At 70.9% G+C, this 15,724-nt stretch carries 11 protein-coding genes and 1 riboswitch; of the genes, 7 read left to right on the top strand and 4 right to left on the bottom strand.

Going from position 1 to position 15,724, the window contains the following annotated elements; genetic code table 11:
- Positions 1–30: 30 nt before the first annotated feature.
- The 6 genes from ABZZ22_RS12590 (at position 31) to ABZZ22_RS12615 (ending at position 6,795) form a co-directional block, all read left to right on the top strand.
- Positions 31–327: a DUF3263 domain-containing protein gene (locus tag ABZZ22_RS12590; protein ID WP_091046051.1), complete on the top strand. Its 297-nt coding sequence runs from the start codon at positions 31–33 to the stop codon at positions 325–327.
- On the top strand, positions 328–849 hold the full coding sequence (locus ABZZ22_RS12595; protein ID WP_354931474.1) for a LytR C-terminal domain-containing protein: 522 nt from the start codon (positions 328–330) through the stop codon (positions 847–849).
- A 92-nt stretch (positions 850–941) separates the two neighbouring features.
- A complete protein-coding gene (gene otsB, locus ABZZ22_RS12600) occupies positions 942–1,802 on the top strand; it encodes a trehalose-phosphatase (RefSeq protein ID WP_354931477.1) in 861 nt (286 codons plus the stop codon).
- Positions 1,803–1,886: 84 nt separating this feature from the next.
- Entirely contained in the window at positions 1,887–4,223 is a 2,337-nt protein-coding gene (lon, locus tag ABZZ22_RS12605; protein WP_354931480.1) for an endopeptidase La, read from the top strand.
- Between the two features lie 170 nt (positions 4,224–4,393).
- Positions 4,394–4,531, top strand: a riboswitch (SAM riboswitch).
- Positions 4,532–4,542: 11 nt separating this feature from the next.
- Complete coding sequence (gene thrC, locus ABZZ22_RS12610) at positions 4,543–5,835, top strand: threonine synthase (protein ID WP_354931483.1); 1,293 nt, start codon at positions 4,543–4,545, stop codon at positions 5,833–5,835.
- A gap of 51 nt (positions 5,836–5,886) precedes the next feature.
- Positions 5,887–6,795 carry an SGNH/GDSL hydrolase family protein gene (locus ABZZ22_RS12615; protein WP_354931486.1) on the top strand — a complete coding sequence of 303 codons (909 nt, stop codon included), beginning with the start codon at positions 5,887–5,889 and terminating at the stop codon, positions 6,793–6,795.
- A gap of 13 nt (positions 6,796–6,808) precedes the next feature.
- Here the strand turns inward: ABZZ22_RS12615 and ABZZ22_RS12620 are convergent, their stop codons facing one another.
- The 4 genes from ABZZ22_RS12620 to ABZZ22_RS12635 form a co-directional block, all read right to left on the bottom strand.
- The gene (locus ABZZ22_RS12620; RefSeq protein ID WP_354931489.1) at positions 6,809–8,419 is read right to left on the bottom strand and encodes an AMP-binding protein; all 1,611 of its coding nucleotides are present in this window, start codon (positions 8,417–8,419) and stop codon (positions 6,809–6,811) included.
- Positions 8,420–8,507: 88 nt separating this feature from the next.
- Entirely contained in the window at positions 8,508–10,076 is a 1,569-nt protein-coding gene (locus tag ABZZ22_RS12625) for an AMP-binding protein (RefSeq protein WP_354931492.1), read from the bottom strand.
- A 17-nt stretch (positions 10,077–10,093) separates the two neighbouring features.
- Complete coding sequence (locus ABZZ22_RS12630; RefSeq protein ID WP_354931495.1) at positions 10,094–11,359, bottom strand: DUF6596 domain-containing protein; 1,266 nt, start codon at positions 11,357–11,359, stop codon at positions 10,094–10,096.
- A gap of 25 nt (positions 11,360–11,384) precedes the next feature.
- Positions 11,385–11,744: a YciI family protein gene (locus ABZZ22_RS12635; protein WP_354931498.1), complete on the bottom strand. Its 360-nt coding sequence runs from the start codon at positions 11,742–11,744 to the stop codon at positions 11,385–11,387.
- 128 nt (positions 11,745–11,872) lie between these two features.
- On the opposite strand from ABZZ22_RS12635, the gene ABZZ22_RS12640 reads away from it, so the two are divergent.
- Positions 11,873–15,724 (top strand): Pls/PosA family non-ribosomal peptide synthetase, encoded by a 3,852-nt coding sequence (locus ABZZ22_RS12640; protein ID WP_354931501.1) that lies wholly within the window; start codon positions 11,873–11,875, stop codon positions 15,722–15,724.

Raw genomic sequence — 15,724 nt, forward strand, 5'->3', positions numbered from 1 at the left:
TCAGATGCAGACGACACCGGGGGACGAGGAATGAGCGCTGTAAACGTGCAGGTCACAGGCCCAGGTGAGGACCCCGCGAGCCTCAGCGAGCGCGACAAGCAGATCCTTGACTTCGAGCGCCAGTGGTGGAAGTACGCAGGCGCCAAGGAAGCCGCCGTGCGTGAGGCGTTCAACATGTCCGCCACTCGTTACTACCAGGTGCTCAACGCCCTGATCGACAAGCCGGAGGCCCTCGAGGCCGACCCGCTGCTGGTGCGCCGGCTGCGCCGGCTCCGCGCGGCCCGGCAGCGTCAGCGCTCGGCGAGACGGCTCGGTTTCGAGGTCTGAATGACCGGGAGCGTACGTCCTTCGAAGGGGGAGCGCGGCGTCGCGCTCCCGGCACCTGTCATCGCGCTGAGCGTGGTGGCTGTCGTCGTCGCCGTGGTCATCTTCTGGGTGACCGGGGGTGACGACGACCCGGGCAAGGAGAAGATCGCCCAGGCCGGTGGCAGCCCCTCCGCCTCGGCATCGGCTTCGCCGCAGGCGGCCAAGACCGAGACGAAGAAGCCGGCCAAGGCCGAGCCTTCGCCCGTCGACCGCGCCAAGATCAGCGTCGAGGTCTACAACAACAGCAACATCGGCGGCCTGGCCGGTGAGGTCGCGGCGAAGGCGACGACGGTCGGCTGGAACGTCGTCGGCGAGGACAACTGGATGGGCTCGATCCCGGAGAACACGGTGTACTTCCCGCCTGGGATGAAGCGCGAGGGTCAGCAGCTGGCCGACGATCTCGGCATCAAACGCACCCATCTGTCGGTGGAGGGCTCGATGAAGGGCGACCGGCTGACGGTCGTGCTGACCGGCGCTCTCTGAGGGTTTCCGGTCGTTCTCGACGGCGTGTGATCTGTCGCACGGCCGCCCTCGCCCGGTCGGCTCTGGGGTCGTTGTCGTGTCACAGTTGATGCATGGCCGAACTCCAGTCCGTTGGCACCGAAGGTGAGCAGAAGTACGCCGCGGTCGTGTCCGCTGCCGCCGAGACTCTCGTCGGGCTCGACTTCGACGGGACGCTCTCGCCGATCGTCGAAGACCCCTCTACGGCGCGGATCCATGAGGACGCCGCGTCGGTCCTGATCGATCTCGCCTCCCGGGTGAAGGCGCTCGCCATCGTGACCGGCCGCCCCGCCGGGCAGGCCGTCGATCTCGGCGGACTGGACGCGATCGCCGATGCGATCGCGGAGATGGGCAAGGAGATCTATGTCTTCGGGCAGTACGGCAACGAGCGCTGGAGCGGCTCGGACCGGGTCGTCGTCGGCCCGCCCCCGCCCGAGGGGTTGGCTGCCTTCGAGGCGGCGTTGCCTGAGGTGCTCTCCGCCCATGGGGCGCAGGACGCCTACATCGAGGAGAAGGGTCTTGCCGTCGGGGTGCACACCCGCCGGTTCCCCGACCCCGACGGACTCGCCGAGCGCCTGCTCCCGCCGCTGGCCGAGCTGGCCGCCGAGCACGGGCTGATGATCGAGCCCGGCAAGCAGGTCATCGAGGTGCGCGCCCCTGGTATGCACAAGGGCCGCGCGATCGAAACGCTGGTCTCGGAGGTCGCGCCCGGCGCGATCCTGTTCGGTGGCGACGATCTCGGTGACATCGAGGCGTTCGAGGCCGTCAGGGCCTGGGGCAAGACCACCGGATCACCCACCCTTCTCGTCTACTCCCACGCGGGTCCTGACCGGGGCCCGCTCGCTGAGCTGGCCGACCTCGAGGTAGCCGGGCCGGAGGGTGTGCTGGGGCTGTTGCGGGGCCTGAGTGCCGACGCGGCCGGCGCCGTCCGCTGACAGCGAACAAGATAACCGGAGGGAACATCCGGTTGCTCCCAGAAGTTGAGCGGGTATCACTCAACTTCTGTAGGAGGGTCCGTCATGGACAAGCTTCCCGTGCTGTTCGTCTCCGACGCCGTGGTCCTGCCGGGCATGGTCGTGCCGATCGAGCTCGACGAGGCCGCGCAGGCTGCCGTCGACGCTGCCAGGGCCGGCTCGGAGAGCCGGCTGCTGGTCGCACCGCGGCTGGGGGACCGGTACGCGACGTACGGAGCCGTCGCCACGATCGAGCGCGTCGGCCGTTTCCGGGGCGGTGAGCCCGCGGCCGTGCTGAGGGCCGACGGCCGCGCGAAGATCGGCGCCGGTGTGACCGGGCCCGGCGCGGCACTGTGGGTCGAGGTCGAGCCCGCGGTCGAGACCACGACGGAGCATGCGAAGGAGCTGGCCGAGGAGTACAAGCGGCTGGTCGTCGCGGTGCTCCAGCGTCGCGAGGCCTGGCCGGTCATCGACCAGATCAACCGCCTGAACGACCCGGCCGAGATCGCCGACACCGCCGGCTACGCGCCCTACCTCGACGACGAGGCCAAGCGCGAGCTGCTGGAGACGCCGGACGTCACCGAGCGCCTCGAGAAGGTGATCGAGTGGGCCAAGGAGTACATCGCCGAGTCCGAGGTCACCGACAAGATCGCCGAGGACGTACGTGAGGGCATGGAGAAGACGCAGCGGGAGTTCCTGCTGCGCCAGCAGCTCGCCGCGATCCGCAAGGAGCTCGGCGAGGGCGAGCCCGAGGGGTCGGACGACTACCGGGCCCGCGTCGAGTCCGCCGACCTTCCCGAGGCCGTACGCGAGGCCGCGCTGCGCGAGGTCGACAAGCTCGAGCGTGGCTCCGAGCAGAACCCCGAGACCGCCTGGATCCGCACCTGGCTGGACACCGTGCTGGAGCTGCCCTGGGGTGTGACCACGGAGGACTCCACCGACGTGACCGCCGCCCGCGAGGTGCTCGACGCCGATCACCATGGTCTGGAGGAGGTCAAGGACCGGATCGTCGAGTATCTGGCGGTGCGGGCCCGGCGCGCTGAGCGTGGCCTGCAGGTCATCGGCGGCCGTGGCTCCGGTGCCGTGGTGCTGCTCGCCGGCCCGCCAGGAGTCGGCAAGACCTCCCTCGGTGAGTCGGTGGCACGGTCGCTGGGGCGGAAGTTCGTCCGTGTCGCGCTCGGCGGTGTCCGTGACGAAGCCGAGATCCGTGGTCACCGCCGCACCTACGTCGGCGCGCTCCCGGGTCGGATCGCGCGGGCCATCAAGGAGGCCGGCTCGATGAACCCCGTCGTGCTCCTCGACGAGGTCGACAAGGTCGGCTCCGACTACCGGGGTGACCCGGCCGCCGCGCTGCTGGAGGTGCTCGACCCGGCGCAGAACCACACCTTCCGCGACCACTACCTCGAGCTCGATCTCGACCTCTCCGACGTCTTGTTCGTCGCCACGGCCAACGTCGTCGAGCAGATCCCGTCGGCGCTGCTGGACCGCATGGAGCTGGTCACGATCGACGGCTACACCGAGGACGACAAGGTCGCCATCGCTCGCGACTTCCTGCTGCCCCGGCAGCTCGAGCGCGCCGCGGTGACCGCCGAGGAGGCCACCGTCACCGACGAGGCGCTGCGTGAGCTGGCGGCGAACTACACCCGCGAGGCGGGCGTCCGCCAGCTCGAGCGGCTCATCGCCAAGGCGCTGCGCAAGGCGGCGACGAGGCTGGCCACCGGGGCGGAGCGCGTCGAGATCGACCTGGACAACCTCAAGGACCTGGTCGGGCGGCCGCGGTTCACTCCGGAGTCGGCGGAGCGTACGTCTGTGCCTGGTGTCGCCACCGGACTGGCCGTCACCGGGCTCGGTGGGGACGTGCTCTTCATCGAGGCGTCCGCCGCAGAGGGGCAGACCGGGTTGAACATCACCGGCCAGCTCGGCGAGGTGATGAAGGAGTCCGCGCAGATCGCGCTCTCCTTCGTACGCTCGCACGCCGCCGAGCTCGGCGTCGACCCGGCCGTGCTCGACCGCTCGCTCCACGTCCACGTACCCGCGGGGGCGGTCCCCAAGGACGGGCCGTCGGCCGGGATCACGATGGTCACCGCGCTCACCTCGCTGGCGACCGGTCGTCCGGTGCGCAGCGAGGTCGGCATGACCGGTGAGGTCTCCCTCTCCGGGCGGGTGCTGCCCATCGGCGGACTCAAGCAGAAGCTGCTCGCCGCCCAGCGAGCCGGCCTGACCGAGGTCTTCGTGCCGCAGCGCAACGAGCCGGATCTCGATGACGTCCCCGACGAGGTGAAGCAGGCGCTGAAGATCAATCTGGTCAGCGACGTACGCGATGTCGTACGTGGTGCGCTCGCCGAGCCCGCCGGGGACAGCGCTGAGGGCGGGGCTGAGGTCGGGGCCGCGCACGCCGCCTGAGATGTAACACGTCGTTCGTAGGACTATCCGGTCGTTGTGACGACCGGATAGTCCGTGTAACAGCGTGTTACAGCACTCGGGGGAGCCTGTCGGTCCGGATAGTGGACGTCTGGTCCGCGGAGTGGGACCCGCGTGTGCTGGCGGCGGGTTGCCTGCCGTACGATCGGTATTGCTCATCGAGAGGGACTGAGGGAACGGCCCTGAGAAGTCCCGGCAACCGCCACGAGCCTCCTCCCACCTGTGGGCGGGTCGTGGAAACGGTGCTAATTCCGGCCCGGCGCGAGAGACGTGATCGGGGAAGATGAGGAGGAGGTTTCTCATGAGCGCTGTGACATCGGAGCCCAACGGCACGACCACGGAGAAGAAGGGTCTGCGCGAGGGTGCGTTCGGTAACGCCTCGGCACTGTCGTGCCGCGAGTGCGGCCACCAGATCGAGCTCGGACCGCACTACGCGTGTCCGGAGTGTTTCGGGCCACTGGAGGTGGCCTATGACTTCCCGGCCGTGACCCGCGAGGAGATCGAGGCCGGACCCCGCAACATCTGGCGCTACAAGGCGTTGCTGCCCGTGCCGGACGACATCGAGCAGAGCCCCAACACCGAGCCCGGCTTCACCCGGCTCCTGGACGCGAAGAACCTCGCCCGGGAGCTCGGCATCGAGAAGATCTGGGTGAAGGACGACTCGACCAACCCGACCAACTCCTTCAAGGACCGCGTCGTCGCGTGTGCGCTGAGTGCCGCCCGCGAGCTCGACGCCAAGGTCTTCGCCTGCCCCAGCACCGGCAACCTGGCCAACGCAGTCGCGGCCGCCGGTGCCCGGGCCGGGATCCCCACCGCCGTCTTCATCCCGAGCAACCTCGAGCAGCCCAAGCAGGTCAACTCCGCGGTCTTCACCGACAACCTGATCGCCGTCGACGGCAACTACGACGACGTCAACAAGCTCGCTCAGGAGATCGCCGCGGAGGAGGAGGGCTGGGCGTTCGTGAACGTCAACGTACGTCCCTTCTACGCCGAAGGCTCCAAGACGCTCGGCTACGAGATCGCCGAGCAGCTCGGCTGGCGCCTGCCCGACCAGATCGTCATCCCGGTGGCCTCCGGCTCGCAGCTGACCAAGGTCGACAAGGCCTTCAAGGAGCTGGTCAAGCTCGGCCTGGTCGAGGAGAAGCCCTACCGGATCTTCGGTGCCCAGGCGACCGGCTGCAACCCGGTCGCGACCGCCTTCAAGGCCGGCGTCGACGCCATCCGTCCGGTGAAGCCCGACACCATCGCCAAGTCGCTGGCCATCGGCAACCCCGCCGACGGCATCTACGTCCTCGACGCCACCCGCTCCTCCGGCGGAGCGGTCGAGGAGGTCACCGACGACGAGATCCGCTCGGCGATCGTGCTCCTTGCCCGCACCGAGGGCATCTTCACCGAGACCGCCGGCGGCACCACGCTCGCGGTCACCAAGAAGCTCGTCGAGACCGGTGCCCTCGACCCGACGCTCGAGACCGTGATCATCAACACCGGCCACGGTCTCAAGACCCTCGACGCGATCAGCGGCATCGTCGGCCCCCGCGCCACCATCTCCCCCAACTACGACGCCTTCGAGGCGGCCGGTCTCTCCCAGGCGTAGGGCTGCTCCGAAGGAACCGGACGTTCACATACGTCGGGTAAACAAAGGAGCGTGAACACCGCGAAGACGAGTGAAGAGGCCAGGTGGCTCGGTATGGTCGCCGCCACTGCCGGGGTCGCCGGCGCGGTCGGTGTGGTCGGGGCGGCGGCCGGTGCCGGGTTCGTGACGTTGTTGAAGAGACAGGCCGCGCACGCGCGCGACGTGATCGGCAAACCCCTCGGCGAGGAGGCGATCGACGCCGACAAGGTCTACAAGAAGACCTACGGCGGTACGCCGGTGGAGCTGCTCGTCCTCGGCGACTCGATCGCCGCCGGGCTGGGTGCGGAGACCAGGGGCGGCACCCTCGGCGCACGGCTGGCCAAGGGCATCGCCAAGGCCCTGCTGAGGCCGGTGCGGCTGCGCACGGCAGCGGTCGTCGGGGCCGAGACCTCGATGGTCCCCGCGCAGGTCGAGTCGCTGCCGGCGGACTATCGGCCGGACGTCGCCGTGGTCATCGTGGGCGGCAACGACGTCACTCACCGGGTGCCGCAGAAGGACTCCACCCGTGTGCTGGGCGAGGTCATCGACGCGTTGCGGGAGCGCGGTGCCGAGGTCGTCGTCGGGACCTGCCCCGACGTGGGCGCGGTCCGGCCGCTTCCGCAGCCCCTGCGCTCCCTCGGGCGCAGGATCGCCAAGCAGTTGGCCGAGGGCCAGCGGGAGACCGCGCTCGCCCGGGGTGCCTACGTCGTCTCGCTCTCCGACGTCGTCGGCCCGTTCTTCATCACGAACCCCGACGAGATGTTCGCCATCGACCACTTCCACCCCAGCGCCATGGGCTACAAGCGCACGGCGAAGGCGATGCTGCCCTCGATCCTTGCTGCCCTCGGGCACGTGGAGCGGGTCCCGTTCGGCCACCACATCCCCGAGCCCGCCGAGTCGGCGCATCCTGACCCAGATGCCGGCCGAGTCGGCTCGTCATAACGCGCCGACTCGGCTAGTTCTCGGCTGCCTTGACCTCAGCGTCGTCCGGGCGCTTGCCGCCGGTGCTGAGCAGGTCGGCGGTGAGGCCGGTGGCGGCTCGGTAGTCCACGGTCCCCGCAGGCGTACGCGGCACCGACTCGACCAGCAGGACGAGCTTGGGCTCGTACGACTCCCCGAGGATGTCGCGGGCGTGCTTGCGCAGGTCGGCGGCGGTGGTCTCGACCGAAGGAGCCAGCTGCACCAGCGCCGCGACCTGCTGGCCCCAGCGCGGGTGGGGCATGCCGAAGACGGCCGCGTCGACGACGTCGTCGTGGGCGAGGAGGACGCCCTCGATGGTCTCGGGGTGGATCTGGAGATCGCCGGTCCGTACGAGCGTGGCGGCTCGGCCGAGCAGGGTGATCGAGCCGTCCTCCTCGCGCCGGGCGAGGTCGCCGGGGAAGGTCCAGCGTCGGTTGTCGATCAGCTTGATCGCGGTGGCCGAGCGGGCGTTGTCGTTGTAGTAGCCGAGCGCCGCCGGACCGGAGCGCGCCAGCAGCCCTTCGACCCCGGGGGCTGCCGGGGTGAGGTCGGGGTTGAAGACCTGCACCTCCGGACCGACCATGAACCGCGGCTCACCGGGTGCGACGGTCGAGCCGTCGTCGGCACGGGACCCGGTGACGCCGGTCTCCAGGGTGCCGTAGGAGTCGACGATGACCCGACGGGCGAACGCGTTGCGCAGGACCGAGAGCACCCCGTCGGAGAGCGGCGCGGCGGTGTTGGAGACGCCCGCGAGCGAGCGCAGCGGCCAGCGCTTCTTGCCGGTCAGTCGCGCGGCGGCGACCGGTCGCGCCTGGGCATCGCCGAGGAGCGTGATCGCGGTCGCGCCGGTCTTCTCGGCGAGGTCGAGGAAGGCCTCCGCCGAGAACGTCGGAGAGGTGTCGAGCACCGCGGTGCCCCCGGCGACCAGCGCCCGCAGGAGCAGCAGCTGGCTCTGCCCGTGCAGCAGCGGCCCGCCGGCGAGGAGGACGACGCTCGAGGCACGGGCGGCCGCTTCGGCGGCGAGGCCCGCGACCGAGGGGATCGGCGCGTTGTGGCGGACCGTGTTCAGCGCGGCCCAGATCAGGTCCTCCTGGCGCCAGACCGCGCCCTTCGGGGTGCCCGTGGTGCCGGTGGTGAAGATGATGTGCCAGTCGCCGGGGGTGCGCCCGACCGTCGGCCGCTCCTTGGACGCCGCGGCGACCTTGGCGTCGTAGTCGGGGCCGAGGACGACCCGGTGGTCCAGCTTCAGGTCGAGCTCGTCGAGGTCGGCGATGAACTCGGGCGAGACGATGGCCGCGACGCAGTCGGTGGCGGCGTACGTCCGGGCGAGCTCGTCGCGCCGGTAGGCGTGGTTGATGTTGACCGGGATCGTGCGGGCCTTGAGACACCCGTAGAGGGCGTCGACCCACTCGATCCGGTTGGTCGCGTGGACGGCGACCTGGGCGCCCGGCTCGAGCCCGACGCTCAGCAGGTGGTTGGCCAGGCGCGTAGCACGCTCGTCGATCTCGGCGTACGTGTAGGCGCGCTCGGTGGTGATGACTGCCGCGCGGTCGGGGATGGCATCGGCCATCGCTTCCAGGATGTCGGGCAGTGTGAGGGGGATCACGGCGGACACAGGGCTTCTGCGCCTTCCAATTGGTAGGGCCAGGGGTAGCGCCGTACGGCACCGAGCCGTACGGCGGATCACCCGGTCGTCACGTACGCGCCTCGAGCAGCTCGGCGGCGACCGTAGCGCTGGCACGATAGTCCACCTTGCTCACCGGCGTGCGAGGGACTCGCTCCACGAGCAGGATGTCCTTGGGCACCTTGTAGGCGGAGATCAGGCTGCGACAGTGCTCTCGGAGTGCTTCTGTCGAGGTCGCGGCCCCTTCTCGGAGCTGCACGAGGGCGGTGACCTGCTGGCCCCAGCGCTCGTTGGGGGTGCCGACGACCGCGGTGTCGAAGACGTCGGGGTGACGCAGCAGGACTGACTCGACCTCCTCGGGGAAGACCTTCTCGCCACCGGTGTTGATGCAGCCCGAGCCGCGCCCCAGGACGGTGATCGAGCCGTCCTCCTCCCGCCGTGCGAAGTCGCCCGGTATCGACCAGCGCTGCCCGTCGACCTCCTTGAAGGTCGCTGCGGTCTTGGCCGGGTCGTTGTAGTAGCCGAGCGGGATCGAGCCGGTGCGCGCGAGCATCCCGGTCTCACCCGGAGCGCACGGCTTCAGCTCGGTGTCGAAGACCTGCACGTCGATCCCGACCTGGAACCTCGGCGCGGCCTGCGCGCCTTCGTTGCCCTCGTCGACCTGCATGCCGGTCGCGCCGGACTCCGAAGCGCCGTAGGAGTCGAGGATGTAGCGGCCCGGCAGCGCCTCTCTGAGCTGGGTGCGAACGCCCGCGGAGAGCGGGGCGGCGCCGTTGGAGACCGCGAACAGGCTGCTCAGGTCCCAGCGCTCCGGCTCGCGCAGGATCGCCTCTGCGACCGGGCGCCCCATCGCGTCACCGAGGAAGGTGAGCGAGTTGACCCCGGCGGCCTGGACGAGGTCGAGGATCGTCTCGGCAGACCAGGCGGGCTCGGTGTAGAGCGAGACCGTGCAGCCGGCGACATGACCGTTGCCCATGATCCACTGGCTGCCGCCGTGCATCATCGGACCGCAGGCCAGGAGCACCATCGGGGACTCCTGTGCCGCGGCCTCCTCGGCGAGCTGCTCGACGGTGTCGAAGGGCGCTCCGAAGCGGCTCGCGTTCATCGCGGCGCGGATGATGTCCTCCTGGCGCCACACGACGCCCTTCGGCATGCCGGTGGTGCCGCCGGTGTAGATGACGTAGCGGTCATCGGGGCTGCGCTCGATGTCGGGACGCTCCTTGGAAGCGGCGGCGACCGCGGCGTCGTACTCCTCGCCCATCACCAGGGTCGGGATCCCCAGGCCGAGCGCTGCGACGGCCTCGACGTGCTCCGGGCCGATGATCGCCGCGACCGCGTCGGAGTTGCGGTAGAGGTGGTCGAGCTCGTCGTGGAGGTACTTGTGGTTGATGTTGATCGGCACTGCTCGCGCCTTCATGCAGCCGTAGAAGGCGTCGACCCACTCGATCCGGTTGCGGGAGTGGACGGCGACGTGGTCGCCGGGCTTGATGCCCTGCCCGAGGAGGTGGTTGGCGAGCCTGGTCGCGCGCTCGTCGACCTCGGCGAAGCTGTAGGCGTGTTCCATCGTGAACACGGCGGTGCGGTCGGGGATGGCGTCGGCCATCGCCTCGAGGATGTCGGGGAGAGTGATGGGGGTCACATCACCGAGTGTGGCAACTAGAACGTGTTCTCGTCTAGCGGTTGCGGTGCAAAACCTGCCAACGCACGGCGCCGACGGTCGAGGTCGGCCCGCTCCGGTCCGTGCGCGCACAGCGCGATGGCCTCGTCGTAGGCCTCGACCGCCGCATCATGACGTCCTGCCCGCTCCAGCAGTTGCGCCCGTACGGCGGGCAGCCGGTGCCCCGGGAGCGCGACCGACTCCAGTGCCCGGAGCCCGGCCTCGGCGCCGTCGGCCTCGGCCACCGCGACGGCTCGGTTGAGACGTACGACCGGGGTGTCCTGGAGCGCGAGCAGCTCGTCGTAGCGCTCGACGATGCGACCCCAGGCGGTCGCCTCGGAGCTGGGCGCGACGGCGTGCTCGGCGGCGATCAGGGCCTGAAGCAGATAGGGCGCCGGTGCGGCATGGGCGAGCGGGGTGAGGATCGCCAGAGCCTCGGTGATCTCGTCGAGACGCCAGGCGGCGCGGTCCTGGTCGGGCAGCAGGACCAGGCCACCGTCCGGCCCGATCCGGGCATCGCGGCGGGAGTGCTGCAGGAGCATCAGGGCGAGGAGGGCGTCGATCTCCGGATCGGGCGCCGGGAGCACCGATCGCAACACGCGGACCAGCCGGATCGCCTCGCCGGCCAGGTCACTGCGGACGACGTCCGGACCGGTGCCGGGCGCGTAGCCCGCCGTGAACGCGAGGTAGGCGACCTCGGCGACGATGCCGACTCGGTCGGCGAGGTCGGCGACGTCGGTGGGCACCTCGAAGGAGGCCCCGGCCAGCCGCTTTCGCCCCCGGGTGAGCCGGGCCGCCATCGTCGCCTTGGACTGCAGGAAGAGCCGCCCGATGTCCTCGGTCGCCACACCGAGGACCAGCCGGAGGGTCAGCGCGGCGGCCGCCTCACGAGTCAGCGTCGGATGGGCGCAGAGCAGCACCAGCCGGAGCCGTTCGTCGGTGATCGCCTCACCGCCGGCCTCGAGCGGCACCCGGGCCAGCACCTGCTGCGCCTCCTGGGTCACCGCAGCGTCCACCACGAGCAGCGGCATCTTGCGGGCCAGCACCTCCTCCGAGCGGATCCGGTCCACGATCCGGCGCCGCGCGGTGGTGAGCAGCCAGGCCGGTCCGTTCTCCGGATCGCCGTCGACGGGCCAGCGTCGGGCCGCCGCCTCGAACGCATCGGCCAGGCCCTCCTCGGCCAGGTCGAGACGCCGGAACTGCGCGACGAGCAGGGCCAGCAACCGGCCCCACTCCTCGCGCAGCAGCGTCTCGGCGTACGTCACCTGATCTGGACGCCTCGCACGTCGATCACATCCCCTCGTGCTCCACGATCTCGCGGACCTCGAGCGCCGTCTCGAGCTCGGCGAGCACCTTGCAGCACTCGAGCATGTCGTCGACGTCGTCGGTCTCGACCGTGTAGAAGCCGGTCACGTGCTCGACGGTCTCGGCGAACGGGCCGTCGGTGATCACCACCCCATCACCGGTCTTGCGCAGCGTCTTGGCCTTGCTGGAGTGATGCAGCTCGGCGCCGCCGGTGACCTTGTGGCCGCGCTCGGCGAGCAGCTTGGCGAACTTGCCGTGCACCTCGTATCCGGCTGCTTTCTCCTCCGGCGTCGACTCGGCCCAGAAGGCCTCGTTCGTCGGCAGCAGCACCATGTATCTGGTCATCGTGATCCCTTTCGTCCGCTCGGTTTGAGTCTGTCACCGGGGATGACGGGTGGGACGGAAACAAATCGACAGGGAGAAAGAAGGAAGATGTATGTCACCCGTTCAACTCGCCCCGGAAGGCTCCGCGTGTGACCGACCCCCTGCTGCGAGGCGAGCTCGCGCCCGAGCCCCGGACCCTCGTCGACATCTTCCGGGCCACCGCGGCCCAGGTGCCCGACGAGCCGGCCGTGGACGCGGGCAACGGCCTGCTGACGTACGCCGAGCTCGAGGAGGCCGCCGACGGGCTGGCCGCCGAGCTCAACGCCGCCGGGATCGGGCCGGGGGACAAGGTCGGGCTGCGGATCGCAAGTGGCACCACCGACCTGTATGTCGCGATCCTCGGCATCCTCTGCGCGGGTGCCGCCTATGTGCCGGTCGACGCCGACGACCCCGAGGAGCGGGCCAGGCTGGTCTTCGGCGAGGCGCGGGTCGCCGCGGTCGTGACCAACGACCTGCGGGTCACGGCGACAGGGGAGGCCGGCGAGGCGCGTGAGTCGGAGGAGCCCTCGACCGGCGACGACGCCTGGGTGATCTTCACCTCCGGGTCGACCGGCACGCCCAAGGGCGTCGCGGTCACCCACCGCAACGCCGCCGCGTTCGTCGACGCCGAGTCGCGCCTCTTCCTCCAAGCCGCTCCGATCGGGGTCGGGGACCGGGTGATGGCCGGTCTCTCGGTCGCCTTCGACGCGAGCTGTGAGGAGATCTGGCTCGCCTGGCGCTACGGCGCCTGCCTGGTTCCGGCACCCCGTGCGCTGGTGCGCTCCGGGGTCGACGTCGGCCCGTGGCTGGTCGCCAACCAGATCACCGTCGTCTCGACGGTGCCGACGCTGGTGGCGCTGTGGCCGCCGTCGTCGCTCGACAAGGTCCGGCTGCTGATCACCGGCGGCGAGGCGATCCCGCCCGAGCTCGCCGCTCGCCTGGTCACGCCCGAGCGGGAGGTGTGGAACACCTACGGGCCGACCGAGGCGACGGTGGTGGCCTGCGGTGCTCGGCTGAGCGCCGAGGGGCCGGTACGGATCGGCCTCCCGCTCGACGGCTGGGACCTCGCCGTCGTCGACCCGGCGACCGGCATTCCGGTCCCCGAGGGCGAGACCGGCGAGCTGATCATCGGCGGGGTCGGCCTGGCCCGTTACCTGGACGCGGCCAAGGACGCCGAGAAGTACGCTCCGATGCCCACCCTCGGCTGGGACCGCGCCTACCGCTCCGGAGACCTGGTCGTCAACGATCCCGCGGGGCTTCTCTTCGGCGGGCGCGCCGACGACCAGATCAAGCTGGGTGGCCGGCGCATCGAGCTCGGTGAGATCGACAGCGCCCTGCTGCAGCTGGACGGGGTCGTCGGCGCCGCGGCGGCCGTCCGCAAGAGTGCTGCCGGCAACAGCCTGCTGGTCGGCTACGTCACGGTCGAGGACGCCTTCGACCACGCCGCCTCCGTCGCCCGGCTCCGGGCCGACATGCCGGCAGCCCTGGTGCCGCGGCTGGCTGTGGTCGACAGCCTCCCGACGCGTACGAGCGGGAAGGTCGACCGTGACGCACTGCCGTGGCCGCTCACCTCGAGCGCAGGCGCGGGGGAGGGGCTCAGCGACACCGAGACCTGGCTGGCCGGGCTGTGGAACGACGTCCTCGGGGCCCAGGTCGCCGGGTCGGCGGCGGACTTCTTCGACCTCGGCGGCGGCAGCCTGACCGCGGCCCAGATGGTGAGCCTGATCCGGGAACGATTTCCCGAGGTCGCGCTCGGTGACATCTACGACCGGCCGAAGCTCGGCGCGCTGGCGGCCTACATCGACGAGCTGGGCAGCTCGGCTGCGGTCTCCGAACGTGAGGTGCCTGCGGTCCGGCGCCGGACCCAGCTCGCGCAGGTGGTCGCGACGATCCTGCTGCGCTGTCTCGCCGCGCCGCGCTGGTTGACCTGGATCGCGCTCGGGACGACGCTCGCCCAGCCGTGGGCGCCCTGGCTGCCCTCGCTCGGCTGGTGGATCCTCGTGCCGGCGATCCTGCTCTTCCTGACCCCGCCCGGACGGATGCTGGTCGCGGCCGGGGTCGCCCGGGCCGTGCTGCGTGGGATCGAACCGGGCGAGTATCCGCGCGGCGGCACGGTCCATCTGCGGCTCTGGCTGGCGACGCACGCCGTCGACGAGCTCGGCGCGCACGGTCTCGCCGGGGCGTCCTGGATGCTCTGGTACGCCAGGCTGCTCGGTGTGCGGATGGGTAAGAACGTCGACCTGCACAGCCTCCCGCCCGTCACCGGCATGCTCACCCTCGGCAAGGGCTGCTCGATCGAGCAGGAGGTCGACCTCTCCGGCCACTGGATCGAGGGTGACGTGCTCCATCTCGGCGCGGTCGAGGTCGGTGAACGGGCCCGGATCGGGGCGCGGTCGACGCTGCTGCCAGGAGCCCGGGTCGGTGATGACGCCGAGGTCGGGCCCGGGTCGGCCGTCTTCGGCGAGGTGCCGGCGGGCGAGTTCTGGTCCGGCTCCCCGGCGGTCCGGGCCGCCCGGGAGGCACGCGGCCCGTGGCAGCCTCCCCAGGCGCGAGCCCGGGTGTGGATGCTCCTCTACGGCATCGCCGCCGCCGTGCTCGCGCTGCTGCCCGCGGTCGCCATCGGCGTCGGCGTGCTCGTCGCCGTGGCGCTGGCCGGGGTGCCTGGGTCCTACACCGACGTCGGCCCGCTGCTCGCCTGGAGCCCGGTCGGCGTGGCGGCCGGCTTCTGCGCCCTGGCCGCGCTGATCTTGGCGGTGGTGCGGCTGGCCGGGCTGGCGATCACCCCCGGCGTACATCCGGTACGCAGCCTGGCCGGTGTCGCGGTCTGGTCGACGATGCAGGTGCTCGACGAGGCGCGCACGTGGCTCTTCCCGCTCTACTCCTCGACGCTGACGCCGCTGTGGCTGCGCGCGCTCGGAGCGAAGATCGGCAAGCGCGTCGAGGCGTCGACGGTGCTGATGATTCCCCGGCTGACGCAGGTCAACGACCAGAGCTTCCTGGCCGACGACACCCTGATCGGTGGCTACGAGCTCGGCGGCGGCTGGCTCCGGGTCGAGCGGGTGAAGATCGGCAAGCGCGCCTTCGTCGGCAACTCGGGCATGGCTGCCCCGGGCCGCAAGGTGCCGAAGGCGTCCCTGGTCGCCGTGCTCAGTGCGGCTCCCCGCCGAAAGCGGGCCCAGAAAGGGGAGAGCTGGCTCGGCTCGCCGCCGGCGCCGCTGCGGAGAGCGGCCGGCGACGCCGACTCGGGGCGAACCTATGACCCGCCCACGCGTCTCCGGATCGCCCGGGCGATCGTCGAGCTGGCCCGGCTGGTGCCGCAGACGCTCGCAGCGCTGCTCTCCGCCGGCGTCGGCTATGTGCTCGTGCGGATCTGGGCGGCCACCGACCTCCTGGTCGCGGTCCTGGTCGCCGGGCCGGTGCTCGCGCTGGCCGGAGCGGTCGCTGCCGGCCTCACGGTGCTCGCCAAGTGGCTGCTCGTCGGCCGGGTCCGGGCCGGCTCGCACCCGCTGTGGAGCTGGTTCGTGTGGGCCAACGAGCTGGCCGACACCTTCGTCGAGGTGCTCGCGGCGCCGTGGTTCACCGGCGCGGTGTCGGGCACGCCGGTGCTCAACCTCTGGTTCCGGGCGCTGGGGGCGAAGATCGGCCGGGGCGTGTGGATCGAGACCCACTGGCTCCCCGAGACCGACCTGGTCGAGCTCGGCGACGGAGCCACGGTCAACGCCGGGACGGTCGTGCAGACCCACCTCTTCCACGACCGCGTGCTGGCCCTCGACACGGTCGTCCTCGAGACCGGCGCCACGCTGGGGCCGAACTCGGTGATCCTGCCCGCAGCCGCGATCGGCCGGCATGCGGTCGTCGGCCCGGTGTCGCTGGTGATGCGCGGGGAGAGCCTTCCGGACAAGACGCTGTGGATCGGCAACCCCATCGGTCCGTGGGACCGATCGAGCGAGGACACCCTCTAA

It is taken from the genome of Nocardioides sp. NPDC006273 (assembly GCF_040613495.1).
Classification (GTDB): Bacteria; Actinomycetota; Actinomycetes; order Propionibacteriales; family Nocardioidaceae; genus Nocardioides.